This window comes from Thermomonospora sp. CIF 1, assembly GCF_001896795.1.
In the GTDB taxonomy this organism is placed as follows: Bacteria; Actinomycetota; Actinomycetes; order Streptosporangiales; family Streptosporangiaceae; genus Thermomonospora; species Thermomonospora curvata.
This window is the reverse complement of sequence record NZ_MOYN02000022.1, coordinates 130873-155089: the sequence shown is the minus strand read 5'-3', so window position 1 is coordinate 155089 and position 24217 is coordinate 130873. Positions and strand designations below refer to the sequence as shown.

Annotated in this window: 22 protein-coding genes; 17 read left to right on the top strand and 5 right to left on the bottom strand. The window is 71.9% G+C overall.

The window, feature by feature from the left end:
• Window positions 1–207: 207 nt before the first annotated feature.
• From BUE48_RS16540 to BUE48_RS16490, 11 genes are all read left to right on the top strand, one after another.
• A complete protein-coding gene (locus BUE48_RS16540) occupies window positions 208–513 on the top strand; it encodes a DUF503 domain-containing protein (protein ID WP_012853652.1) in 306 nt (101 codons plus the stop codon).
• A 54-nt stretch (window positions 514–567) separates the two neighbouring features.
• Window positions 568–1038 carry a 30S ribosome-binding factor RbfA gene (gene rbfA, locus BUE48_RS16535; RefSeq protein WP_012853651.1) on the top strand — a complete coding sequence of 157 codons (471 nt, stop codon included), beginning with the start codon at window positions 568–570 and terminating at the stop codon, window positions 1036–1038.
• 161 nt (window positions 1039–1199) lie between these two features.
• Window positions 1200–2252, top strand: coding sequence for a DHH family phosphoesterase (locus tag BUE48_RS16530; RefSeq protein WP_012853650.1), 1053 nt, complete (start codon window positions 1200–1202; stop codon window positions 2250–2252).
• Window positions 2249–3118: a tRNA pseudouridine(55) synthase TruB gene (truB, locus tag BUE48_RS16525; protein WP_286990441.1), complete on the top strand. Its 870-nt coding sequence runs from the start codon at window positions 2249–2251 to the stop codon at window positions 3116–3118. The genes BUE48_RS16530 and truB overlap by 4 nt, the downstream gene beginning before the upstream one ends.
• Before the next feature lie 163 nt (window positions 3119–3281).
• Entirely contained in the window at window positions 3282–4223 is a 942-nt protein-coding gene (locus BUE48_RS16520; protein ID WP_012853648.1) for a bifunctional riboflavin kinase/FAD synthetase, read from the top strand.
• A 203-nt stretch (window positions 4224–4426) separates the two neighbouring features.
• Window positions 4427–4696: a 30S ribosomal protein S15 gene (gene rpsO / locus BUE48_RS16515; protein ID WP_012853647.1), complete on the top strand. Its 270-nt coding sequence runs from the start codon at window positions 4427–4429 to the stop codon at window positions 4694–4696.
• Window positions 4697–4973: 277 nt separating this feature from the next.
• Window positions 4974–7286, top strand: a complete 2313-nt coding sequence (locus BUE48_RS16510; RefSeq protein ID WP_041442065.1) for a polyribonucleotide nucleotidyltransferase — start codon at window positions 4974–4976, stop codon at window positions 7284–7286.
• Window positions 7287–7422: 136 nt separating this feature from the next.
• Entirely contained in the window at window positions 7423–8748 is a 1326-nt protein-coding gene (locus BUE48_RS16505; RefSeq protein WP_012853645.1) for a M16 family metallopeptidase, read from the top strand.
• A 56-nt stretch (window positions 8749–8804) separates the two neighbouring features.
• Window positions 8805–9176, top strand: coding sequence for a phage holin family protein (locus tag BUE48_RS16500; RefSeq protein ID WP_012853644.1), 372 nt, complete (start codon window positions 8805–8807; stop codon window positions 9174–9176).
• A 112-nt stretch (window positions 9177–9288) separates the two neighbouring features.
• On the top strand, window positions 9289–10029 hold the full coding sequence (gene dapB, locus BUE48_RS16495; RefSeq protein ID WP_012853643.1) for a 4-hydroxy-tetrahydrodipicolinate reductase: 741 nt from the start codon (window positions 9289–9291) through the stop codon (window positions 10027–10029).
• Window positions 10026–10625, top strand: coding sequence for a transglutaminase-like domain-containing protein (locus BUE48_RS16490; protein WP_012853642.1), 600 nt, complete (start codon window positions 10026–10028; stop codon window positions 10623–10625). The genes dapB and BUE48_RS16490 overlap by 4 nt, the downstream gene beginning before the upstream one ends.
• Window positions 10626–10641: 16 nt before the next feature.
• Here BUE48_RS16490 and modA read toward each other — a convergent pair whose 3' ends face one another.
• On the bottom strand, window positions 10642–11400 hold the full coding sequence (modA, locus tag BUE48_RS16485) for a molybdate ABC transporter substrate-binding protein (RefSeq protein WP_012853641.1): 759 nt from the start codon (window positions 11398–11400) through the stop codon (window positions 10642–10644).
• A 138-nt stretch (window positions 11401–11538) separates the two neighbouring features.
• Here modA and BUE48_RS16480 point away from each other — a divergent pair, with 138 nt between their 5' ends.
• Window positions 11539–12225 (top strand): uracil-DNA glycosylase, encoded by a 687-nt coding sequence (locus tag BUE48_RS16480; protein WP_012853640.1) that lies wholly within the window; start codon window positions 11539–11541, stop codon window positions 12223–12225.
• Between the two features lie 73 nt (window positions 12226–12298).
• Here the strand turns inward: BUE48_RS16480 and BUE48_RS16475 are convergent, their stop codons facing one another.
• Window positions 12299–13165, bottom strand: coding sequence for a 1,4-dihydroxy-2-naphthoate polyprenyltransferase (locus tag BUE48_RS16475; protein WP_012853639.1), 867 nt, complete (start codon window positions 13163–13165; stop codon window positions 12299–12301).
• 3 nt (window positions 13166–13168) lie between these two features.
• The gene (locus tag BUE48_RS16470; RefSeq protein WP_012853638.1) at window positions 13169–14821 is read right to left on the bottom strand and encodes an MFS transporter; all 1653 of its coding nucleotides are present in this window, start codon (window positions 14819–14821) and stop codon (window positions 13169–13171) included.
• Window positions 14822–15066: 245 nt separating this feature from the next.
• On the opposite strand from BUE48_RS16470, the gene BUE48_RS16465 reads away from it, so the two are divergent.
• Entirely contained in the window at window positions 15067–16074 is a 1008-nt protein-coding gene (locus BUE48_RS16465; protein ID WP_148233041.1) for a hypothetical protein, read from the top strand.
• An 85-nt stretch (window positions 16075–16159) separates the two neighbouring features.
• On the opposite strand, the gene BUE48_RS16460 is transcribed toward BUE48_RS16465, so the two are convergent.
• Window positions 16160–16729, bottom strand: coding sequence for a hypothetical protein (locus BUE48_RS16460; RefSeq protein ID WP_012853636.1), 570 nt, complete (start codon window positions 16727–16729; stop codon window positions 16160–16162).
• A gap of 197 nt (window positions 16730–16926) precedes the next feature.
• Window positions 16927–17481: a GNAT family N-acetyltransferase gene (locus BUE48_RS16455; RefSeq protein ID WP_286990437.1), complete on the bottom strand. Its 555-nt coding sequence runs from the start codon at window positions 17479–17481 to the stop codon at window positions 16927–16929.
• Window positions 17482–18102: 621 nt separating this feature from the next.
• Here BUE48_RS16455 and BUE48_RS16450 point away from each other — a divergent pair.
• The 4 genes from BUE48_RS16450 to BUE48_RS16435 all read left to right on the top strand — a co-directional run bounded on the left by BUE48_RS16450 (window position 18103) and on the right by BUE48_RS16435 (window position 24212).
• A complete protein-coding gene (locus BUE48_RS16450) occupies window positions 18103–18306 on the top strand; it encodes a hypothetical protein (RefSeq protein ID WP_148233040.1) in 204 nt (67 codons plus the stop codon).
• 481 nt (window positions 18307–18787) lie between these two features.
• On the top strand, window positions 18788–19708 hold the full coding sequence (dapA, locus tag BUE48_RS16445) for a 4-hydroxy-tetrahydrodipicolinate synthase (RefSeq protein WP_286990435.1): 921 nt from the start codon (window positions 18788–18790) through the stop codon (window positions 19706–19708).
• Window positions 19709–19769: 61 nt separating this feature from the next.
• Window positions 19770–21455 (top strand): ribonuclease J, encoded by a 1686-nt coding sequence (locus BUE48_RS16440; RefSeq protein WP_012853631.1) that lies wholly within the window; start codon window positions 19770–19772, stop codon window positions 21453–21455.
• Between the two features lie 111 nt (window positions 21456–21566).
• Complete coding sequence (locus BUE48_RS16435; RefSeq protein WP_286990433.1) at window positions 21567–24212, top strand: FtsK/SpoIIIE family DNA translocase; 2646 nt, start codon at window positions 21567–21569, stop codon at window positions 24210–24212.
• The last annotated feature ends 5 nt before the right edge of the window (window positions 24213–24217 follow it).

Below are 24217 nucleotides of genomic sequence, written 5' to 3'. Positions count from 1 at the left end.
GCGCGGATGAAAAGCGAATAAATAAATCGAGTGACACGGCGCCGGGTGATCTCGGAGGATCGCAGGTGGTCTGGCACGGCCCCAGCGCCGTTACAGATCACCGGACCGTGACGGGCGCGGGTCCGCAAAACGGCCCGGCCCGATGACGGCGCCGGGTACGCCCACGACCGGGCGTCGCCGAATCCACACAACAGATCACCCGAGGTGATGGGTCAGGTGTTCGTAGGTGCGTTGACGCTCGATCTGCTGCTGGGCGACGTCCGGTCGCTGAAGGAGAAACGGTCGATCGTCCGGCCGATCGTGGCCGAGGTGCGCCGGCGCTTTCCCGCCGTGGCGGTCGCCGAGACCGGAGCGGTGGACCTGTACCGGCGGGCCGAGATCGGCGTGGCGGTGGTCTCGGCCACCGCCGGCAACTGCACCGAGGTGCTCGATGCCTGCGAGCGGCTGGTGGCCGGGCGTCCGGAGATCGAGATGCTCTCGGCCCGCCGCCGACTTTACGGCGATGATGACTGACCCGTCCCCGGGGCGGGGACGCACCCCGCGACGATGAAGACGAGGACGACAGACATGGTGGACGCGGCTCGGGCTCGCAAGCTCGCCGACCGGATCCAGCAGATCGTGGCCGAGATGCTGGAACGCCGGATCAAAGATCCCCGGCTCGGGTTCGTCACGGTGACCGACGCCAAGGTCACCGGCGATCTGCGGGACGCCACCGTCTACTACACGGTGTACGGCTCGGAGGGCGAGCGAGCCGACACGGCGGCGGCGCTGGAGAGCGCCAAAGGACTCATCCGCTCGGAGGTCGGGCGGCGGATCGGGATCCGCCACACGCCCACGCTGACCTTCGAGTTCGACGCGGTGATCGACAACGCCCGGCAGATCGACGAGCTGCTGGCGCGGGCCCGCGCCCACGACGAGCAGGTGGCCAAGGCCGCCGAGGGCGCCCGGCCCGCCGGCGACGCCAACCCCTACCGGATCACTCCGGACTCGGCCGAAGACGATTCCGATACTGGCGACGAAGAGAGCCAAAGGCAGTGAATTCCCTGTGAAGCGCCGTTTCCGCAGACGGCGAGCAGAACGCCGGAGGCCTTCGCGGCCCTGCGGCCGCGAAGGCCCAGCCACGGGTCGCCGCCGATCGGAGCATGGAGGCGAGGCACAACGATGGACCCGGCGGACGAGCCGGGGGAGCGTGAGTTGAGATGACGACGTCCGGGACGCCCGGTCCCACCGTCACCGAACGCGCCCGCGACCAGGTGCCCGGTCCCGCCCAATGGGAGCGGGCCACTCAGCTCATCCGGTCCGCCCACCAGAAGATCTGGCTGGTCTGCCACGAATGGCCGGACGGTGATGCGCTGGGGTCGATGCTGTCCTTCGCGCAGGCGCTGCGCCGGCAGGGCCGGGACTGCGCCGCCTCTTTCGGCGAGCCGTTCACGGTCCCCGCCGGCCTGCGTTTTCTGCCCGGCCTGGAACTGCTGGTCGAACCCGGCCAGGTCCCCGCCGCGCCGGAATTGATGGTCAGCTTCGACGCCGCCTCCCTGGAACGGCTCGGCTCGCTGGCCCCGGCCGCCCGGCGGGCCCGGGAGCTGATCGTCATCGACCACCACGCCTCCAACCCCGGTTTCGGCACCGTGCAGCTGATCGACCCGTCCGCGGCGGCCACCGCGGTGCTGACCGAGAAACTGATCGCCCGCCTGGGGATCGGGCTGACCGAGGACATCGCCTGCGGCCTGTACGCCGGGCTGGCCAGCGACACCGGCTCGTTCAAATACGGCTCCACCACGCCGGAGGTGCACCAGCTGGCCGCCCGTCTGCTGGCCGCCGGCGTCCGCCCCGATGCGGTGGGCCGGGAACTGTGGGACCGCGCCTCCTTCGGCTACCTGCAGGTGCTCGGCGGGGCGCTGGGACGGGCCCGGATCGAGCCCGACGCCGTCGATGGGCTGGGCATGGTGTGGACCACCATCAGCCGGGCCGACCGGGCCGCCCGCGACGTCCGCTACGACCAGCTCGAAGGGGTGATCGACCAGCTGCGCCGCGCCGACGAGGCCGAGGTCGCGGTGGTCTGCAAGGAGACCGACGACGGCCGCTGGTATGTGTCCACCCGCTCCAAGGGGCGGGTGGACGTGGGCCGGGCGTGCCTGGAGCTCGGCGGCGGCGGGCACCGGCTGGCCGCCGCCTACACCTGTGACTGCGCGCCGGCCACGGCCATCGCGCACCTGCGTGAGCGCCTTCGGGTCAGAAAGGACGCCAAGTGACATCAGGCCTGGTCATCGTGGACAAGCCGGCCGGCTGGACCTCCCATGACGTGGTCGCCCGGCTGCGCCGCCTGACGGGCACCCGCCGGGTGGGGCACGCCGGCACGCTGGACCCCATGGCCACCGGCGTGCTGGTGGTCGGGGTCGGCAAGGCGACCCGGCTGCTGGGGCATCTGGCGCTCACCGACAAGGTCTACGAGGCGACGATCCGGCTCGGCCAGTCCACCGACACCGACGACGCCGAGGGCGAGATCACCGCCACCGCGCCGGCCGGCGGGGTCACCGACGCGGCGCTGCAGGCGGCCGTCAAGGGCCTGACCGGGCAGATCATGCAGGTGCCGCCCCGGGTCAGCGCGATCAAGGTGGACGGCCGCCGGGCCTACAAGATGGCCCGCAAGGGCCAGGAGGTGGAGCTGAAGCCCCGGCCGGTGACCGTCGCCGACTTCACCGTCACCGCCGTGCGCCGCCACGACGACCTGATCGATGTGGACGCGGTGATCACCTGCTCGTCCGGCACCTACATCCGGGCGCTGGCCCGCGACCTGGGCGAGGCGCTGGGCACCGGCGGGCACCTGACCGCGCTGCGCCGCACCCGGGTCGGCCCCTACGGGCTGGAGCAGGCCCGCACCCTGGAGCAGCTCGCCGAGGACTGCCGGGTGCTGCCGCTGGCGGAGGCGGTGGCCGCGGCCTTCCCGCGCCGTGAGGTGACCGCCGAGCAGGCCAGGGTCGTCGTGCACGGCGGGCGGCTGCCGGCGGTGGGGGCCGGTCCCGGCCCGGTCGGTGTCTTCGCCCCCGACGGGACCCTGCTCGCACTGGTCGAGGAACAGGGCAAGAGCGCCCGCCCGCTGGTGGTCTTCACCGGCTGAGACGCGCCGTGGCCTTACCCGGCCCGCGGCCCGCCCGGGCCAAGTGAGGCCACAAACACGCCCCCCACGGTCGGAGGCACCTTCGACGACGTGGCACCCTTGTGACAGCGAGCCGGGGAAGGGCATGCCCCGGAGCGGCCGACGAATCCGACGCAGGGAGAGCATGGTGCGCTGGCACGGCCTCGATGAGGTTCCCGCCGACTGGGGCAGGTCGGTGGTCACCATCGGTGTCTTCGACGGGGTGCACCGGGGGCACCAGCGGATCGTCGGCGCCGCCGCCGAACTGGCCCGCCGGCGCGGGCTGCGCTCGGTGGCCATCACCTTCGACCCCCACCCCGATGAGGTGGTCCGCCCGGGCACCCACCCGCCGCTGCTGTCGTCCACCCGCCGCCGCGCCGAGCTGCTGGAGGAGCTGGGCACCGACGTGGTGATCCTGCTGCCGTTCACCCTGGAGCTGTCGCGGATGGGCCCCGATGAGTTCGTCCAGTCGGTGCTGGTCGACCGGCTGCACGCCGCGCACGTGATCGTCGGGGAGGACTTCCGGTTCGGCCACAAGGCCCGCGGCGACGTGGCGCTGCTGCGCGAGCTGGGCGACAAGTACGACTTCACCGCCGAGGGCATGCCGCTGGTGGCCGACGGGGAGACCATCTCCTCCACCCTCATCCGGCGGCAGCTGGCGGCCGGGGACGTGGCCGGCGCGGCCAAGGCGCTGGGCCGGCCGCACCGGGTCGAGGGCGTGGTGGTGCGCGGGCACCAGCGGGGCCGGGCGCTGGGCTTTCCCACCGCGAACCTGGAGACCATGACGCACATGGCCATCCCCGCCGACGGGGTGTACGCCGGTTTCCTGATCTGCGACTCTGAGCGTTACCCGAACTTCCGCTGGCCGGCGGCGATCTCCATCGGCACCAACCCCACCTTCGAGGGGGCGGGGGAGCGCACCGTGGAGGCCTACGCGCTGGACCGCGACGATCTGGACCTGTACGGCGAGCACATGGCGGTGGACTTCACCGCGCGCATCCGCGACACCCTGAAGTTCGAGTCGGTCGAGGCGCTGGTGGAGGAGATGCACCGCGACGTGGCCCGGGCCCGGGAGCTGACCGCCTGACGGGCCGCCCCGCCACGGAGCGTTCCCGGCGATGACAAGCCGGGGTTCCGGCGTGGTACGGTGAAGAGTCGCCGGGGTGAGCCCGGCCTTGTTCCGCTGCACCCTCATGCGGCGGGACGCGTTCCGAACGCATCAGGCGGACCCGCACGCGGCTGAGAGCGCCGCCGGGATCTGCGGATGACGACCCTTTCAGAAGGAGCCCTGTGTCGCTCGACACCGCCACCAAACAGAAGATCATCGCTGAGTACGCGACCCATGAGGGTGACACTGGATCCCCGGAGGTCCAGGTCGCGTTGCTGACCCGTCGGATCAACGATCTGACCGAGCACCTGAAGGTGCACAAGCATGACCACCACAGCCGGCGCGGCCTGCTGCTGCTGGTCGGTCGCCGTCGGCGGCTGCTGAAGTACCTGGCCGACAAGGACATCGAACGGTACCGCCGACTGATCGAGCGCCTCGGCCTGCGCCGCTAGGACGGTGAGGGAGTGGCCCGCTCAAGGGTCACTCCCTCAGCGTATATCCCCGCGAGAGGCCGGTATCCGGCGTACGGCGGGTACATACCGTCTACAACTGAACAACATAAAGACCCGCGACCGGACAGCCGGAATGTGGCGCAGCCGGTCCTCGGTAGTGGCCTTGCGGATCCACGCGATCCGCGGGCTTCGATCGAAGACCGGCTATCAGCGAAACCACAGGGCCTGTTCGCGGGGACGCACGCAAGCGAAGGAGCACCCTGTGGAACCCGTGCGTATCGAAGGAGTACACACTGCCGAGGCCGTGATCGACAACGGCTCGTTCGGCACCCGCACCCTGCGTTTTGAGACCGGGCGGCTGGCCCGGCAGGCGGCCGGCTCGGCCGTCGTCTACCTCGACGAGGAGACGATGGTGCTGTCGGCCACGACCGTCTCCAAGAAACCCAAGGAGACGCTGGACTTCTTCCCGCTGACGGTGGATGTGGAAGAGCGGATGTACGCCGCCGGGCGCATCCCCGGCTCGTTCTTCCGCCGCGAGGGCCGCCCCAGCGAGGACGCCATCCTCACCTGCCGGCTCATCGACCGTCCGCTGCGCCCGTCGTTCGCCAAGGGCCTGCGCAACGAGATCCAGATCGTCGAGACGGTCCTGGCGCTGCACCCCGAGCACCTGTACGACGTGGTGGCCATCAACGCCGCCTCGATGTCCACCCTGCTGTCGGGGGTGCCCTTCTCCGGCCCCATCGGCGGGGTCCGGGTGGCGCTGATCGACGGCCAGTGGGTGGCCTTCCCCACCCACAGCGAGCTGGAGCGCGCCACCTTCGACATGGTGGTGGCCGGCCGCACGCTGGACAACGGCGACGTGGCGATCATGATGGTGGAGGCCGAGTCCACCCGCGACACCCTCAAGCTGGTGGCCGAGGGCGCGCCCGCCCCCACCGAGGAGCGGGTCGCCGAGGGCCTGGAGGCCTCCAAGCCGTTCATCAAGATCCTGTGCGACGCCCAGCGCGAGCTGGCCGCGGTGGCCGCCAAGGAGACCATCGAGTTCCCGCTGTTCTTGGACTACACCGACGATGTGCTGGAGGCGGTCTCGGCCACGGTCTCCGAGGACCTGGCCCAGGCGCTGACCATCGTCGGCAAGCAGGAGCGCGAGGCCAAGCTCGAGGAGCTGCGCGCCGCCACGATCGAAAAGCTGCTGCCGGACTTCGAGGGCCGCGACAAGGAGCTGGCCGCCGCCTTCCGCGCGGTCACCAAGAAGCTGATCCGTGAGCGGATCGTCCGCGACGGCGTGCGCATCGACGGCCGCGGCGTCAAGGACCTGCGGCAGCTGTCGGCCGAGGTGCACGTGGTGCCGCGGGTGCACGGGTCGGCCCTGTTCGAGCGGGGCGAGACCCAGATCCTGGGGGTGACCACGCTGAACATGCTCCGCATGGAGCAGACCATCGACACCCTCAGCCCCGAGCGCACCAAGCGCTACATGCACCACTACAACTTCCCGCCGTACTCCACCGGTGAGACCGGCCGGGTCGGCTCGCCCAAGCGGCGTGAGATCGGGCACGGTGCGCTGGCCGAGCGGGCGCTGATCCCGGTGCTGCCCTCCCGCGAGGAGTTCCCCTACGCCATCCGCCAGGTCTCGGAGGCCATCGGCTCCAACGGCTCGACCTCGATGGGCTCGGTGTGCGCCTCCACCATGTCGCTGCTGGACGCGGGCGTGCCGCTGAAGGACATGGTGGCCGGCATCGCCATGGGGTTGATCTACGAGAACGGCGAGTACGTCACGCTGACCGACATCCTCGGCGCCGAGGACGCCTTCGGCGACATGGACTTCAAGGTCGCCGGCACCCGTGACCTGATCACCGCGCTGCAGCTGGACACCAAGCTGGACGGCATCCCCGCCGAGGTGCTGGCCGCCGCGCTCAAGCAGGCCAAGGCGGCCCGGCTGGCGATCCTGGACGTGATGGCCGAGGCCATCTCCGAGCCGGCCGAGCTGAGCCCGTACGCGCCGCGGATCATCACCATCAAGGTCCCGGTCGACAAGATCGGCGAGGTCATCGGCCCCAAGGGCAAGATGATCAACTCGATCCAGGACGACACCGGCGCCGACATCACCATCGAAGACGACGGCACCATCTACGTGGGCGCGCTCGACGGCCCCTCGGCGGAGGCGGCGCGGCAGGCCATCAACGCCATCGCCAACCCGCACATGCCCGAGGTCGGCGAGCGCTACCTGGGCACCGTCGTCAAGGTCACCACGTTCGGCGCGTTCGTGTCGCTGCTGCCCGGCAAGGACGGCCTGCTGCACGTGTCGCAGATCCGCAAGCTGCACGGCGGGGCGCGGATCGACAACGTCGAGGACTACCTCAAGGTCGGCGAGAAGGTCCAGGTGGAGGTCACCGAGATCGACCCGCGCGGCAAGCTGTCGCTGGTGCCGGTCGAGGTGATCGAGCGCGAGGCGGCCGAGCGGGCCGCCAACGGAGGCGAGCCGGCCAAGGCCGCGGCCGAGTCCCGGCAGTCCTCCGGCGAGCAGCGCACCGAGCGTCCGCGGCGGCGGCGCACCCGCAGCCGCGGCGACAGCGGTCAGCGCAACTCGTAACAACCCCCCGGCGGGCGAACCCCGCCACATCGACACGATCCGCGATGGCCGGCCGGCTGACCTGCAGGTCACACCGGTCGGCCGTCGTGTGGTGCGGTAACGAGGAAGCGATGAACCCGATGAAGGTGAGCAGGGCGTGACGCTGTCGGCGAGGGCGCAGGAACCCGGCACCACCGTTACGCTCCATCCCGGCACGGACGGCGCCGGCGTCGTCCGGCGCACCGTGCTGCCCGGCGGGCTGCGCATCATCACCGAGACCATGCCCACGGTGCGGTCGGCGGCGTTCGGCATCTGGGCCGGCGTCGGCTCCCGCGACGAGGAGGCCCGCGACGCGGGCGCCTCCCACTACCTGGAGCACACCCTGTTCAAGGGCACCCGGCGCCGCTCGGCGCTGGAGATCTCCGCGGCGCTGGACGCGGTCGGCGGCGACCTGAACGCCTTCACCGCCAAGGAGTACACCTGCTACTACGCCCGGGTGCTCGACAGCGACCTGCCGCTGGCGGTGGACGTGGTCTCCGACATGGTGATCGACTCGCTCAACCGCCCCGAGGACGTGGAGGCCGAGCGCGGGGTGATCTTGGAAGAGATCGCCATGCGCGACGACGACCCCGGCGACCTGGTGCACGATGAGTTCGCCACCGCGCTGTACGGCGACCTGCCGCTGGGCCGGCCGATCCTGGGCACGGTCGAGACGATCAACGCGCTGTCCCGCGACGTCATCGACCGCTACTACCGCGAGCACTACCTGGTGCCCAACCTCGTGGTCGCGGCGGCCGGCAACCTCGACCACGACCAGCTGGTCCGGCAGGTCGCCGAGGCGTTCGCCGGCCGGCTGGGCGGCGACGAGCAGCCGGCCCCGCCCCGCATCGGCGGGCCCCCCGTGGCGGGACGGCCGGGGGTACGGGTGATCGACAAGGACACCGAGCAGGCCAACGTGGTGCTCGGCGGGATCGGCGTCTGCCGCACCGACGAGCGCCGCTACGCGCTGGGCGTGCTGAACGCCGTGCTCGGCGGCGGCATGTCCTCCCGGCTGTTCCAGGAGGTCCGCGAAAAACGCGGACTGGCCTACTCGGTCTACAGCTACACCTCCCAGTACGCCGACACCGGCATGTTCTGCGTGTACGCCGGCTGCCAGCCCGGCAAGGTCGATGAGGTGCTGGCGATCTGCCGGGACGAGGTGGCCAAACTGGCCGACGGCGGCCTGGACACCGAGGAGCTGGAACGCGGCAAGGGCCAGCTGCGCGGGGCGATGGTGCTGGGGCTGGAGGACACCGGCTCGCGGATGAGCCGCCTCGGCAAAAGCGAACTGGTGTACGAGCGGCTGCAGCCGGTGGAGGAGTCGCTGGCCTGCATCGAGGCGGTCACCGTGGACGACGTCCGCGAAGTGGCCCGCCAGGTGCTGGGACGGCTCGACACACTGGCCGTCGTGGGCCCCTTCGGGGACCGGGAGTTCACTTTGTGAGCTTTGGCAAAGGCTTGACCATTGGAAGAGCCTTCGCCGCCCGATAGGGTCGGCCCATGGACGTGCTGATCCGGGTGCTCACCACCGCCGTGGCGCTGTGGGTGGCGACCGCAGTGGTGGACGGGGTGGACGTGGAGGCCGGCACCACGGCCGAGAAGGCCGGGACGCTGCTGGCCGTGGCGGTGATCTTCGGCCTGGTCAACGTGCTGATCAAGCCGATCATCAAAACCGTGGGCTGCGCGTTCTACGTGCTGACACTGGGGTTGTTCGGCCTGGTCGTCAACGCCGCGCTGCTGGTGCTGACCAGCTGGGTGGCCGGCGAGCTGGATCTGCCGTTCCATGTGGAGTGGTTCTGGCCGGCCTTCTGGGGCGCCATCATCATCGCCCTGGTCGGCTGGCTGCTGAACCTGGCCTTGGACAACGACTGACCGGCGGCGCTGTCGATCGGCATGATCGACAGCGCCTGACCGTCGTTCATCACCTGCCGCGATAGGCTCAGATGACCCTGATGGGCAGGGCCGTGGAAGCGGAGGAACGAACGTGATCAAGGTGGGGGTGCTGGGTGCGCGCGGCCGGATGGGGGCCGAGGTGTGCCGGGCCGTGGAGGGTGCCGACGACCTGGAGCTGGTCGCCGCCGTCGATCAGGGCGACGCGCGGGAGGCGCTGACCTCCGCCGAGGTGGTGGTGGACTTCACCCATCCCGCCGTGGTCATGGACAACCTGCGCTGGTGCATCGAGCAGGGCCTGCACGCCGTGGTCGGCACCAGCGGCTTCGACGCCGAGCGGCTGGAGCAGGTGCGCGCCTGGCTGCGCGACAACCCGCGCGGCAACGTGCTCATCGGCCCCAACTTCGGCATCGGCGCGGTGCTGATGATGGACTTCGCCCGCCGCGCCGCGCCGTTCTTCGAATCCGTCGAGATCGTCGAGCTGCACCACCCCAACAAGGCCGACGCCCCCAGCGGCACCGCCTACCGCACCGCCGAGCTGGTCGCCGAGGCCCGCGCCAAGGCCGGCGTCGGCCCGTCCCCGGACGCCACCACCTCCCAGATCGACGGGGCGCGCGGGGCCGATGTGCAGGGCGTGCGGGTGCACGCGGTGCGGCTGTCCGGGCTGGTCGCCCACCAGGAGGTGCTGCTGGGCGGACACGGGGAGGTCTTCACCATCCGGCACGACTCGATGAACCGCGAGTCGTTCATGCCGGGGGTGCTGCTGGCCGTCCGCCGCGTCGCCGACCTGCCCGACCGTCTGACCGTCGGAATCGAGTCGCTGCTGGGGCTATGAGGGCGCCACTGAAGCTGGCCGCGGAACCCTGGGCCTATCTGGGCGCCGACGAGGCGATCGACGTGGAGCACGACCTGATCGTCTCGACCGCGGCGTCCATGCGCACCGGTGACGACGCCGCCTACGCCAAGGCCGTCTTCGAGTTCGTCCGCGACGAGATCTCCCATTCCCCGGACGCCGGTGACCGCCGGCTCACCTGGCGCGCCTCCGATGTGCTGCGCGAGCGCACCGGGCTGTGCTACGCCAAGGCGCACCTGTATGTGGCGCTGCTGCGGGCCGGGGGAGTGGAGGCGGGGCTGTGCTACCAGCGGCTGACCGAGGACGGCTCTGCGTTCGTCCTGCACGGTCTGGCCGCGGTGCTGCTGGAGGACCACTGGGTCCGGGTCGACCCGCGCGGCGGCGAGGCCGGCAAAGGGGTGGAGTTCTCCGCCACCGAGGACCGCCTGGTCTACACGGTGCGGCCGGAGCTGGGCGAGGTCGACTACCTGACCGTGTACGCCTCGCCGGTCCCGGCCGTGCTGAAGGCCCTGCAGTCCCATGACGACTGCCTGGCCTTGTGCGAAGAGGGCGGCCTTCCCTCCGCGCTGGAGGAGTGAACGCGTCCTTGCGCGCCTAGGGCAGGGCGAAGCCGTGGCGGTGCAGGACGGTGCGGGCCTGCTCGGAGGTCAGCCAGTCGATCAGCGCCCGCGCGGCCTCCGGGTGCTCGCCGTCGCGGACGGCGGCGGCGGGATAGGCGGCGGTGACGTTCTGGTCGGCGGGGATGGGGACGCTGCTGGCGGCGGCGCCCGCCGAGCGCATATCGGTGATGTAGACGACCCCGGCGTCGGCCTCCCCGGTCCGGACCCGGGTGAGCACCGCACGCGAGCTGATCTCCTCTGAGACGGCCCGCACGGTCAGTCCCTCCCTGGCCAGGATGCGCCGGGCGTAGCGGCCGGCCGGAGCCATGGAGGCCCCCAGCACCACCCGCAGGCCGGGCCGGGCCAGGTCGGCGATGCCGCGCACCTTCCGCGGGTTGCCGGGGGCGACCGCGATCGTCATGGAGTTGCGGGCGATGACCGTCCGCCGGGACTCCACGTGCTCGGCCGCCTCTTGCATGGCGGTCTCGTCGGCGGTCACCAGCACATCGGCCTGCTGCCGGTCCCGCAGCCGCTCGACCAGCTCCAGGTCGCCGCCGAAGACCGGCTGCACCCGCACCCCGCGGGAGCGTTCATACAGCGCGCCCAGCTCGGTGAACGCCTCGGTCAGGGATTCGGAGGCGAACACGGTGAGCGTCACCGGCCCGGACGGTTTGCCGCACCCGGCGGCGGTCAGACAGGCCAGGAGGGCACCGGTGCAGGCGGCGACGGCGCGCAAGAGGGGACGAGACGGCATATGTGGTGATCATAGGGCCGTGACCGGGTTCCGCCGGTGCGCAATGTTCCGCCTTCGTGCGCTGTTTCGCCGGTGCGCTGTCGGTGGCCCGTCATAGGGTCCTGGGTGACCGAACGCTTTCCGTGGAGGACCTTGACGATGTCCCTGGACCTGATGGAGTTGCTGCCCGCCGACTGGCGCGAGCGGCTCGAGCCGCTGCTCGATCCACTGGCCATGGCCGCGCTCGGCGCGTTCGTGGCCGACGAGTACGAGCGGCACACCGTCTACCCTCCGCGGGAGGACCTGTTCAACGCGTTCAGGCGCTGCTCCTATGACGCCGCCCGGGTGCTGATCCTCGGTCAGGACCCCTACCACGGCGCCGGCCAGGCCCACGGGCTGAGCTTCAGCGTCCGCAAGGGCGTCAAACTGCCGCCCTCGCTGCGCAACATCTACAAGGAGCTGGCGGCCGACCTGAACGTGCCGATCCCCGACAGCGGCGATCTGACACCGTGGGCGGAGCAGGGCGTGCTGCTGCTCAACGCGGTGCTGACGGTCCGGGAGGGCGAGCCGGGCTCGCACGCCGGCAAGGGCTGGGAGGAGTTCACCGACGCCGCCATCACCGCGCTGAACGCCAAGCAGGAGCGGGTGGTGTTCGTGCTGTGGGGCGCCTATGCCCGCAAGAAGGCCCGCCTGGTGACCAACCCGGCCCACGTGGTGCTGGAGTCGGCGCACCCCAGCCCGCTGAGCGCCAAGAAGTTCTTCGGCACCCGCCCCTTCAGCGCGGTCAACAAGGCGCTGGCCGACGCGGGCCTGCCCGAGATCGACTGGAATCTGGCCGCCGAGTAGCGGCCGGAACGCCCACCGGCCCGCAAAGGGTTCGGCGAACCGGTTCCGGGGCGGTGGGCGTTCCGCAAGGCGGCTACAGGGCCAGCCCGATGGCCAGCAGCGTCCCGTAGGCGACCTGCAGACGTCCGGTCTCGCCCAGCACGGGGATCAACTCGGCGCCCTTGGCGCCCTGCATCACCTTCTGCAGGGGCGGCAGCGACAACGGGGTGGACAGCATCGCCAGCAGCACCCACGGGTGCGGGGCGGACATCGCCAGCGCGATGGGGTAGGGCAGGGAGACGCACGCGGCGTACAGGATCCTGGTGCGCGGCCCCCCGAGCACCACCGCCAAGGTCCGCTTGCCGGCCCGGGTGTCGGAGGGGATGTCGCGCAGGTTGTTGGCCACCAGCAGGGCGCACGCCAGCAGCCCGACCGGGACCGCCGCGGCCCACGCCTCCCACGGCAGGCGCTCGGCCTGCACATAGACGGTGCCGACCACGGCCACCAGGCCGAAGAAGACGAACACCGACACCTCGCCCAGCGCCCGGTACCCGTAAGGGTTCTTGCCGCCGGTGTAGAACCAGGCGGCCACGATCGCGGCCAGGCCCACCAGCAGCAGCCACCAGGTCGTCACCGCGGCCAGCACCAGCCCGGCGACGGCGGCGACCAGAAAACAGCCCAGCGCGGCGGCCAGCACTTGCCGGGGCCCGGCGGCGCCGGAGCCGACCAACCGCAGCGGGCCGACCCGCTCATCGTCGGTGCCGCGGACGCCGTCGCTGTAGTCGTTGGAATAGTTGACGCCGATCTGCAGCGCCAGGGCGACGATCGCCGCCAGGGCGGCGCGCCACCAGATGACCCGGCCCTCGCCCGCGGCGATCCCGGTTCCGACGGCGACCGGGACCAGGGAGGCGGGCAGGGTGCGAGGGCGGGATCCGGCGATCCACTGCGCGAGCGTGGCCACCGGTCACTCTCCTGTCTGTGCGGTCATGGGATCGGACTCCTTGGGGGAGGAGGCGGGGACCGGCCGCAGCCGCAGGCTCATCAGCAGACCCAGCGCCAGGATGCCGGCGGTGGCCCACATCGCCTGGCGGGTGGCGGCGGCCAGCGCGGCACGGGCCGCGCCGGCCTCGGCCTCCGCCCCCGGTGTGCGGCTCAGGTCGTGGGCGTGGGTGCCGGCGCTCTCCCGCAGCTGGTGGACGACGGCGGCCCGCCGCTCGGCCGGCAGCGCGGTGCGCTCCAGCCGCTGGGCGCTTTCGCGGCCCAGCCCGGTGGCGAACACCGCGCCGATGAGCGCGATGCCCAGCGCCGCGCCGACCTGCCGGAGGGCCGACTGCATGCCGGAGGCCTGCCCGGCGCGCCCGGCCGGCACCTCGGCCAGGCACACGCTGGTGAGCTGCGCGGAGGCCAGGCCCAGCCCGACCCCGTACAGCAGCATCCACGGGGCCAGCCCCCACCCGCCGGTGCGCGCCGTCAGCGTCAGCCCGATCATGGCCACCGCGGCGACCTCCAGGGCCAGGCCCCACCGCACCACCCGGTGGGGACCCCACCGGCCCGCCAGGCGGCCCGCCGGCGGCCCGGCCAGGAACGCCCCCAGGGCCAGCGGCACGATGGCCAGGCTGATGTGCAGGGGCGAGGTGCCGTGCGCGCCGGTCAAAAACAGCGGCAGCACGAACACCAGGCCCAGTTCCCCCACGCTGATCAGCGCGGCGGTCAGGCCGCCGCGCCGGAAAGAGGCGATCTGCAGCAGCGCCGGGTCCAGCAGCACCGCCCGTCCCGCCGCGGCGCGCACCCGTTCGACCACCACCAGGGCGGCCAGCAGCACCAGCCCCAGGCTCAGCGCCACCGGCACCGGCGACAGGCCGCCCGGCCAGGCGTAGGGGCCTGCGGTGAACGGCCGCACGGGTTCCCACCAGCCGTAGTTGGGGCCTTCGATCAGCCCGAAGACCAGCGCGCCCAGGGCCGGCACGGCCAGCGCCGTGCCCGGCGGGTCGATGCCGGCCGCGCCGCGCTGCCGGGTCTCGGGCATCACCGCCAGCGCCCCGGCCAGCAGCGCCAGCCCCAGCGGCACGTTGACGCCGAACGCCCAGCGCCAGCTCAGCGCGGTCGCGATGGCGCCGCCCAGCAGCGGGCCCAGCGCGGCCATCCCGCCGACCAGGGCGCCCCAGATGCCGAAGGCCATGGCCCGCCGCCGCCCGGTGAAGACGGCGTTCATGGTGGCCAGGGTGGCCGGCATGATCATCGAGGCGCCGACGCCTTGCAGCGCCCGGGCGGCGATCAGCGTGGCGCCGTCGCGCGCCAGCGCCGCCAGCAGCCCGGCCGCGGTGAACACCGCCACGCCCACCGCGAAGGCCCGGCGCCGTCCGACCAGGTCACCGACCCTGCCCAGGGGGATCAGCAGCGCGGCGAACACCATCGGGTAGATCGAGGAGACCCACTCGGCGCCGCTGGTGGTCAGGCCCAGCTCGGCGACGAGCCGGGGGGTCAGCACGCCGGCGATGGTGCCGTCGACGACCACCAGCGAGACGCCCAGGCTCATGATCACCAGCGCCAGGCGGTGGCGCCGTCCGGATCGCTCTGCGGGCAGTGCGGGGGCGAGGGCGGTCGCGGGGACGCTCAATCGATCATCCTGGCTCTGGGACGTACGGCTGGTCGGTGCGCCTCAAACATAGCCGCAGGGCAGGCGGGGTGCGCCGCGACCCCGCCCCTGCGACCGGCCGGCCGGTCGCTCCGGCCCGCGGAAAAGCCGTTTTGACAGGTTGGGCGATATTCGGCGGTGAGCCTTCAATGGGTACCGGTGATACTGAGGGCACCGGAAAGGCTCGGGAGCCAGTAATGACTCAGTTACCACCGACTCCGCGGGATGTGCGAACGGCCGAAGAATATGTCGGCAAGGCGCGATGCCTCAAAGCATGGTCTGGATATTCCTATCGGGAACTGAGCAGACGTGCCGCGGCCAATGGAGACCACCTGCCCTCCAGCACGCTGGCGACCGCGCTGCGCCGCGCCTCGCTGCCGGGCGAGCGGCTGGTCGCGGCTTTCGTGCGGGCCTGCGGCTGCGACGCCGCCACGGTCGAGGAGTGGACGGCCGTCCGCAGGCGCATCGCGATGGAGGCCGAGAACAGGCCCGTGCCGCCCGATGACGGCGCCGCCCCCGCCCCGGCCGGGCGGCCCGTGGAGGAGCCCTTCGGGCCGCAGCGGCCCCGGATGCACCTTCCGGAGGAGGACGGGCGGGAGACGGCGGCAGGCCCTCCGGGCGGGAGGGCACGGGCACCGGGCCGCCGGCGGGGTCTGATCAGATTCCTTGCGGTCGGCGCGGTGACATTGGTCTGCGCCGTCGGCAGCGCGCCCCAGCTCAGCCGGCCTCCGGCGGGGCGGCACATGCCCGAGGCCCGCCGCCCGGCGGGGCCGCTGGCCGACGGCTGGTACCGGATCCACACCGTCCCCGACGACCACTGCCTGGAGGTGACCGGCCCGCCGGGCGGCCGGACCGTGCACGGGCGGGAGTGCGGACGCCGGGCCGGGCAGCGGTTCTACTTCGAGTACGCCGGCGACGGCGCCTACCGGATCAGGTCCGGCCTGAGCGGCGGCGACCTCGGCTGCCTGGCCGTGGCCGCCGCCCCGCCCGCCGGGACGGCCTGGGGCGATCTGCGGGTGCGCGCGTGCACGCGGACCGATCCCGGCCAGCTGCTGCACCTTGAGGTCGTGCCCGAGCACCGGCGGCACCACTGGCTGCCCAGCAGGCTGCGGATGCGCTCGGCGGCCGGGCGGCTTGCGGTCAGGGCGACCCGGCCCGATGGAGGGGCGCTTGACTTCTACCTGACCGACGTGGAGAGCCCCACCGCGCCACCCGGGCGTGCGGACGCCCGATGACGGCTTTGAGCCTGCGGACGGGGCGGTGGGCCCCGCCTTCTGCCGGAAGGCGGGGCCCACCGCCGTGCATGGCGCGTTCACGCCCTTACCGGCACCTGCCGGCGTCACCGCGCACGGTGACGGAGTCCTGCGACGGGCGGTACCCGCGCGGGAAGGTCACCCGGACGCTCGCCAGCCCCTGGTAGGACCTGCCGCGCTCGCACCTGCCGGACAGGGTGGCGGAGACGCCGCGGGTGTTACGGGCGGACTCGCTCTCCCGGTCCACCACGCCGCGGCTGCTCCGCAGCTGCGCCCCGATGCGGATGCTGCCGACCCTGTCGTTGCACCGGACGGTCACCACCACCCGGACGGTCCGCCTGGAGCGGAAGGAGGGGTCGGAGACGTTGATCCGGCAGCGGATGACCCGTGAGCCGCGCCGGGCGGTCAGCGTCGCCGTCTGCAGCAGCTGCACGTCGGCCAGGCCGGCCGTCTCCAGGGCCTCGGTGAGCTCGGTCGCCTCCAGGGCGCCGGCGGGTTCGGTCGTCTCCGCGATCGCGGCGGCGTCGATGTCGTACGGGTTGCGGGTGTCGGCCGTTGCCGGTGTCACCAGACCGCAGACCACTGCGCCTGCGGTGAGCCCGACCAGCAGCCCCCGGCGGACGGATTGCGCAGCCAAGATTCCTCCCCGAATGTCGGATTTCTTTGATCTCCTGGCGGAGACCGGTGGAATATCGAACCTTTTTCGGGTGGTTTTGCCGCGGCGGCCGATGCGTCCGGCGCCGGTGAAAAAGGTTCGGCCGCGACGATTCCCGGGAGTGTCCGGCATGCAACGACGGTGCCCGTACGGCACCGTACGGGCTCATTCGAGAACGTTCACAGACGCCGGGTGCCGCCGGAGATATCGGTGTGCATCCGGATCATCGGCACCGGTTCGCCCATGTCCAGCACGCGCCGGGCGCCGTCGGGGGCCCAGCCCGCCGAGCCCAGGAAGCGGCGCATCACCGCGTCCTGCTCGAAGACCCAGCAGACCACGGTGGCGAAGCCGTCCTCGCCCAGCAGGTCGGCGGTGGCGGCCAGCAGCCGGCTGCCGTGCCCGGCCCGGCCGTGCACCGGGTCGACCAGCAGCGTCACCAGCTCGGCGGTGGTGGCCGCATCCAGGTCCGGGTCCTCGGCGGGGGCGTGCGCGGCGAACCCCACCACCAGCTCGGCGGAGACGGCCACCAGCAGCCGGTGCCGCGGGCTGGGCGGATCGGTGATCGCCTGCAGCCAGCGCTCCCGCCACACCGCCGCCGCCTGCGGCGCGGTCACCTCGGCCAGCACCTTCGCCGGCAGCAGCTCCCGGTACCCCTCTCGCCAGGCCCGCACCTGCACGTCGGCGACCGCCGCCGCGTCCGCCCGGCGGGCGGGCCGTACGCCGACATCGGCCATGGGCGTCATCTCCTGATGATCGTGGGTGACGGGGCCAGGCTATAGCGGACCGCGGCGGGACGGTCCGATTCCGGTTCTGGAACGGTCCCGGCGGACGGGATGCGCTGTGCCCGTCATCGTCTCCTCTTGGGTGACCGGACCAAGCCGTCATATGCCCTACGATGGGTCACGGCCGACAAAGTCCCTGGTGGGACGGCACTTCGCCGGGTGCGCCGAGCCGGTGGCGCACCTCATCGCAAGACCGCGTCACGGTGTTCAGAGCAGAGGGGTGCCGGCCTGCCGGCCGCTGACGGGCCGGGCCGGGGAGCCGTGCGGCGCGGTCTCGACTCCCTCGCACAACCCCCACATGGCTTTCCGCAGCGCGTCGTTGTGCCGCGAGTGGACGGTCGAGGGGCGGCGGCAAGAGCGATACCGCAAAGACCGGCTACCGATCGCGCCAGAAAACTCTAGCCAGTCGGTCAGCTGGCTTGTAACGTTCCCAAATAGACGTTTTCGCAGGTGAAGGCTGTGCATGGCAATGCTCGCGGCAGGGTAGATCCCACGGCGGATCAGCGGCCGATGGGGGTCGGCGGCCGGTCGGACACAGGCGCAGTCTCGACTGTGGGGAGCGAGGTCGAAGAGATGGAGGACACCACAGCACAGGTGACCCACCGGCTCGGCGAGCTGTCGGCCGAATTCTCCGGGTGGAGGTTCGGCCGGGGCGGCTCTGGGCACTGGTGGGCCGTCCGGGGCAACGAACTGGTGCGCACGCTCAGCGTCGAGGAACTGCGCGCCCGGCTCCGTGAACTGTCCGACGCCGATCCCAGCCCCGCGAGCACCGGCTGAACGGGCCCGGCGGGGCTGAAGGGGGTGCACACCGGTCAGGCCCGGGTGATCACGTGCCCGGGCCCGGCCATGAGGCGCGCCCGCCATCTGAGCGGCGAATCCTTTTCCGCAGACCGCCTGCGGGTGCGCAGTCCTCGGGGCGATGCCGTGACCTGTGACGGCACCGGGGCTCCCGCCTCCAAGGTGCGGGATCGGGCGCTGAAAAGCACGGCCCGAAGGGCGCGGCGGGCCGCGGGGCGCCGCCGTTATCCGATTGAGTCCCGGCGTTACTCAATTGAGTCGAAAAATCACCGGTTTTCCCGCCGTGGCGCGGCTTTTTCATGTCACGATGTCGGTGTAGACGCCGCGGCTGTACGTACCCCCGAGCGCACAGCCGCGGCGTCTCTTCGTGCTCTGCCCCATGCCCTTGCGCCGCGCCCCGCCCAACGGCAGGCGCACCTGTGGGCGCGGCGGCACCGGCCGTGACGGTACCGTTCGAGGCATGGCACCCACTACTGCAAGTGACGCGCCGTTCGGCCGGATGCTGACCGCGATGGTCACCCCGATGACCCCCGGCGGCGAGGTGGACTACGACGGCGCCGCCCGCCTGGCGGCCTACCTGGTCGACGAGCAGCGCAACGACGGCCTGGTCGTCAGTGGCACGACCGGCGAGGCCCCCACCACCAGCGACGAGGAGAAGGACCGCCTGCTGCGGGCGGTGCTGGAGGCGGTGGGCGACCGCGCCACGGTGGTGGCCGGTGTGGGCACCAACGACACCGCTCACACCCTGGAGCTGGCCCGGCGGGCCGAACGGGCCGGGGCGCACGGGCTGCTGGTCGTCACGCCCTACTACAACAAGCCCCCTCAGGAGGGCCTGCTGGCCCACTTCACCGCGGTCGCCGACGCCACGGGGCTGCCCAACATGCTCTACGACATCCCCGGCCGCACCGGTGTGCCGATCCACACCGACACGCTGCTGCGCCTGGCCGAGCACCCCCGCATCGTCGCCGTCAAGGACGCCAAGGGCGACCTGTTCGCCGCCTCCCGGGTCATGGCCGCCACCGACCTGGTCTTCTACTCCGGCGACGACAACCTGAATCTGCCCTGGCTGTCAGTGGGAGCCGCCGGGTTCGTCAGCGTTATCGGACATGTCGTCGGGGCAGACCTGCATGAGATGATCGAGGCGTACCGAAGCGGCGACACCGGCCGGGCGCTGGCGATCCACCGCCGGCTGCTGCCCGTCGTCACCGCCATCATGACCCGCACGCAGGGCGCCATCGCCACCAAGGCGGCCCTGGGCCTGCTGGGCCTGCCGGGCGGTACGTTGCGGCCGCCGCTGGCGCCGGCGACGCCGGAGTTCGTGGCGCGGCTGCGCGAAGACCTCGCACAGGGGGGAGTCAAGGTGCAGGAGGTTGAGGCATGAGCGCACGCACGAAGTCACGGCCCATGCCCCAAGGGCGGCCGGGCCGCCGGGTGGGGTCCCCGTGAGCCATCCGCACCCTGAGCTCTCCAGCCCGCCCGCCCTGCCGGAGAACGGACTGCGCATCGTCCCGCTGGGCGGCCTCGGGGAGATCGGCCGCAACATGACGGTGTTCGAGTTCGGCGGGCGGCTGCTCATCATCGACTGCGGCGTGCTGTTCCCCGAGGAGGAGCAGCCGGGCGTCGATCTGATCCTGCCGGACTTCGACTACATCCGGGACCGGCTGGACCAGGTGGAGGCCGTGGTGCTGACCCACGGCCATGAGGACCACATCGGCGGGGTGCCGTTCCTGCTGCGCGAGCGGGCCGACATCCCGCTGGTGGGGTCCCGCCTCACCCTGGCGCTGATCGAGGCCAAGCTCACCGAGCACCGCCTGCGGCCGGTCACCATCGGCGTCACCGAGGGCGAGCGGCGCTCCTTCGGCCCGTTCGACCTGGAATTTCTGGCGGTCAACCACTCCATCCCCGACGCGCTGGCGGTGGCCGTGCGCACCCCCGCCGGGCTGGTGCTGCACACCGGCGACTTCAAGATGGACCAGCTGCCGCTGGACGGGCGGCTGACCGACCTGGGCGGTTTCGCCCGCCTCGGCGCCGAGGGCATCGACCTTTTGATGTGCGACTCCACCAACGCCGAGGTGCCCGGCTTCGTCACCAGCGAGCGCGAGATCGGCCCGGTGATCGATGAGGTGTTCCGCACCGCCGACGAGCGGATCATCGTGGCCTGCTTCGCCTCCCACATCCACCGGGTGCAGCAGGTGCTGGACGCCGCCGCCGCCAACGGCCGCAAGGTCTGCTTCGTCGGCCGCTCCATGGTGCGCAACATGGGAGTGGCCGGCGAGCTGGGCTACCTGAAGGTGCCCGAGGGCATCCTCATCGAGCAGCGGCAGATCGACGACGTCCCGCCCGACCGGCTGGTGCTGGTGTGCACCGGCTCCCAGGGCGAGCCGATGTCGGCGCTGTCGCGGATGGCCAACCGCGACCACCAGATCCGCATCACCGAGCGCGACACGGTGATGCTGGCCTCCTCGCTGATCCCCGGCAACGAGACCGCCGTCAACCGGGTCATCAACGGCCTCACCCGGTGGGGCGCCCGCGTCATCCACAAGGGCAACGCGCTGGTGCACGTGTCCGGGCACGCCTCGGCGGGCGAGCTGCTGTATGTGCTCAACCTCACCAAGCCCAGCAACTTCATGCCCATCCACGGCGAGTGGCGGCACCTGAAGGCCAACGCCCGCCTGGCCGCGCTGACCGGCGTGCCCGAGGAGAACATCGTCCTCGCCGAGGACGGCGTGGTGGTGGACCTGGTCGACGGGCGGGCCTCCATCACCGGCGCGGTCCCCGCCGGCTACGTCTACGTCGACGGCCTGTCGGTCGGCGAGATCACCGAGACCTCCCTGAAGGACCGGCGGATCCTCGGCGAGGAGGGGTTCGTCTCCATCGTCGTCGGCGTCGACGCCTCCACCGGCAAGGTGGTGGCCGGCCCGGAGATCCACGCCCGCGGCGCCGGCATCGCCGATGAGGACTTCGAGGAGGTCATCGAGCGGATCGAGGAGGTGCTGCAGGAGGCCGCCGCCGAGGGCGTCAACGAGCTGCACCAGCTCAGCCAGCTGATCCGCCGCACCGTCGGCCGCTGGGTCAATGAGAACTACCGCCGCCGTCCCATGATCGTCCCGGTGGTGGTCGAGGTCTGACGGCGCGTCCGCCGCCGGCGGACGCGCCCGGCGGATCCTTCCCGGCCGCCGCGACACGCGGGATCAACCGATTGCAGGGCATCCGTTGGGGTGCTCGCTACGCTCGTCACCATGGCCACACGTGCGTCCGGAGGAGCCCAGGGTTCCTCGCGCACCCCTGGAAGCCCGCGCACATCCGGCACCGCGCGTAAGGCCGCGAGCAGGACGGCCCCCGCCGGGCGTGCCGCCGGCACCACCAAGACCGCGCCCGTCCGCAAGACCTCCACCGGGCGCGCCGCGGCCCGCAAGGGCGCCGCGGCGCGCCGGCCGGCCAAGAGCGGGCGGTCCTCCCGCCGCCCGGGGCCGCTCGCCCGGCTGATCATCGGCTGCCTGCGGCTGCTGGCCGGGCTGTACCGGGCGCTGGCGGGCAGCGTGGGCCGGGGGGTCAGGGCCTACGGGCAGGGGGCGCGCGAACTGGACGCCGAGCACCGGCGCGACGGGCTGGGAGTGGCGCTGCTGGGCGCCGCGATCGTGCTGGCCGCGGTCACCTGGTTCCGGCTCCAGGAGGGCGTGGTCCTCATCGCGCTGGAGACGGTGGTGTGGGGCGCCTTCGGCAGGCTCGCCGTGGTGCTGCCGGTCGTGGTGGCCGTCCTGGGATACCGGACGCTGCGCCACCCCGAACGCAACCGCGACCTGGGCCGGGTGGTGATCGGCGCCAGCGCGCTGGCGATCTGCGTGGCGGGCCTGGTCCACCTGGCGGCGGGCCTGCCGTCCCCCGCCGAGGAGATGGGCCGGGTCCGCGACGCCGGCGGGGTGCTGGGCTGGCTGGTGGCGGCCCCGCTCAAGGCGCTGTTCAGCACGTGGGTGACGGTGCCGCTGCTGCTGCTGGGAACCGTCTTCGGCCTCCTGGTGGTCACCGCGACCCCGGTGTACCGCATCCCCGAACGGCTCGCCGCCCTCAAAGACCTGGTGATGCTGCGCGAACGCGCCGGCGAGGACCCGGAGGCGGGCGAGCGGCCCGAGGAAGAGCCCAAGCCCAAGCAGCGGCGCAAGAAGACGGCCGCGGCCCGGCGGCCCTCCGACGAGGACGGCCTGGACATCGGCGAGCACTCCAAGCCGTACGACACCCCCGTCCTGGAGGAGCGCCCGCAGGATCCCGCGCCCCGGCGGGACCTGGCCGACGACCTGTTCGAGCCCGAGCCCGAACCGTTCCTGGAGCAGCCGGAGCGGAGGACCCCGGCGCTTCCGGAGGTTCCCGACCCGACCCCGGCGCCGCGCCATGCCGAGCAGCTGCCGTTGCCGTCGCCGTCCGGCGACTATGAGCTGCCCGATCTGTCGCTGCTGCGTCCCGGCACCGTGGCCAAGCCCCGCACCAAGGCCAACGACATGGTGGTGGCGGCGCTCACCGAGGTGCTGGAGCAGTTCGACATCGACGCGCAGGTGACCGGGTTCACCCGGGGTCCGACGATCACCCGCTATGAGATCGAGCTGGGCCCGGCGGTGAAGGTGGAGAAGGTCACCGCGCTGACCAAGAACATCGCCTACGCCGTCAAGAGCGCCGATGTGCGGATCATCTCCCCGATCCCCGGCAAATCGGCGATCGGGGTGGAGATCCCCAACGTCGACAAGGACATCGTCAGCCTGGGCGACGTGCTGCGCTCCCCGGCCGCCCTCAACGAGCGGCACCCGATGGTGGTGGGGCTGGGCAAGGACGTCGAGGGCCGCACCGTGGTGGCCAACCTGGCCAAGATGCCGCACATCCTCATCGCCGGGGCCACCGGCGCCGGCAAGTCCACCTGCATCAACGGGCTGATCACCTCGGTGCTGATGCGGGCCACCCCCGATGAGGTGCGGATGGTGCTGGTGGACCCCAAACGGGTCGAGCTGACCCTCTACCAGGGCATCCCGCACCTGATCACCCCCATCATCACCGACCCCAAGAAGGCCGCCGAGGCCCTGCAGTGGGTGGTGGGGGAGATGGACCGCCGTTACGACGACCTGGCGGCCTCGGGCTTCCGCCACATCGACGACTTCAACAAGGCGGTGCGGGCCGGGCACCTGAAGCCGCCGCCCGGCAGCGAACGGGTCTATGAGCCCTACCCCTACCTGCTGGTGATCGTGGACGAGCTGGCCGACCTGATGATGGTGGCGCCCCGGGACGTGGAGGACGCCATCGTCCGCATCACCCAGCTGGCCCGCGCCGCCGGCATCCACCTGGTGCTGGCCACCCAGCGGCCCAGCGTGGACGTGGTCACCGGGCTGATCAAGGCCAACGTGCCCTCCCGGCTGGCGTTCGCCACCAGCTCGCTGGCCGACAGCCGGGTCATCTTGGACCAGCCGGGCGCCGAGAAGCTGGTCGGCCAGGGCGATGCGCTGTTCCTGCCGATGGGCGCCAGCAAGCCGATGCGGATCCAGAACGCCTATGTCTCGGAAAAAGAGATCATGGGCGTGGTGGAGCACTGCAAGAAGCAGAAGGAGCCCGCCTACCGGCCCGAGGTCATCGAGTCCGCCGCCCCCAAGCGGGAGATCGACTCCGACATCGGCGATGACCTGGAACTGCTGCTGCAGGCCATTGAACTGGTCGTCACCACGCAATTCGGCTCCACCTCCATGCTGCAGCGCAAGCTGCGGGTGGGATTCGCCAAGGCGGGCCGGCTGATGGACCTGATGGAAAGCCGCGGCATCGTCGGTCCCAGCGAAGGCTCCAAGGCGCGTGACGTGCTGGTCAAGCCCGACGACCTGGCCGAGACGCTGGCCCGGGTGCGCGGCGGGGGATGAGGCCG

Bases quoted from the DNA above. Each gene is read 5' to 3' on its own strand.
- BUE48_RS16435 (WP_286990433.1), top strand. From the start codon at position 21,567: ATGGCCACACGTGCGTCCGGAGGAGCCCAGGGTTCCTCGCGCACCCCT.
- BUE48_RS16540 (WP_012853652.1), top strand. From the start codon at position 208: ATGGGTCAGGTGTTCGTAGGTGCGTTGACGCTCGATCTGCTGCTGGGC.
- BUE48_RS16455 (WP_286990437.1), bottom strand. From the start codon at position 17,481: ATGGCCGATGTCGGCGTACGGCCCGCCCGCCGGGCGGACGCGGCGGCG.
- BUE48_RS16480 (WP_012853640.1), top strand. From the start codon at position 11,539: ATGTCCCTGGACCTGATGGAGTTGCTGCCCGCCGACTGGCGCGAGCGG.
- modA (WP_012853641.1), bottom strand. From the start codon at position 11,400: ATGCCGTCTCGTCCCCTCTTGCGCGCCGTCGCCGCCTGCACCGGTGCC.
- BUE48_RS16520 (WP_012853648.1), top strand. From the start codon at position 3,282: ATGGTGCGCTGGCACGGCCTCGATGAGGTTCCCGCCGACTGGGGCAGG.
- BUE48_RS16490 (WP_012853642.1), top strand. From the start codon at position 10,026: ATGAGGGCGCCACTGAAGCTGGCCGCGGAACCCTGGGCCTATCTGGGC.
- BUE48_RS16500 (WP_012853644.1), top strand. From the start codon at position 8,805: ATGGACGTGCTGATCCGGGTGCTCACCACCGCCGTGGCGCTGTGGGTG.
- BUE48_RS16530 (WP_012853650.1), top strand. From the start codon at position 1,200: ATGACGACGTCCGGGACGCCCGGTCCCACCGTCACCGAACGCGCCCGC.
- dapA (WP_286990435.1), top strand. From the start codon at position 18,788: ATGGCACCCACTACTGCAAGTGACGCGCCGTTCGGCCGGATGCTGACC.
- rbfA (WP_012853651.1), top strand. From the start codon at position 568: ATGGTGGACGCGGCTCGGGCTCGCAAGCTCGCCGACCGGATCCAGCAG.
- BUE48_RS16450 (WP_148233040.1), top strand. From the start codon at position 18,103: ATGGAGGACACCACAGCACAGGTGACCCACCGGCTCGGCGAGCTGTCG.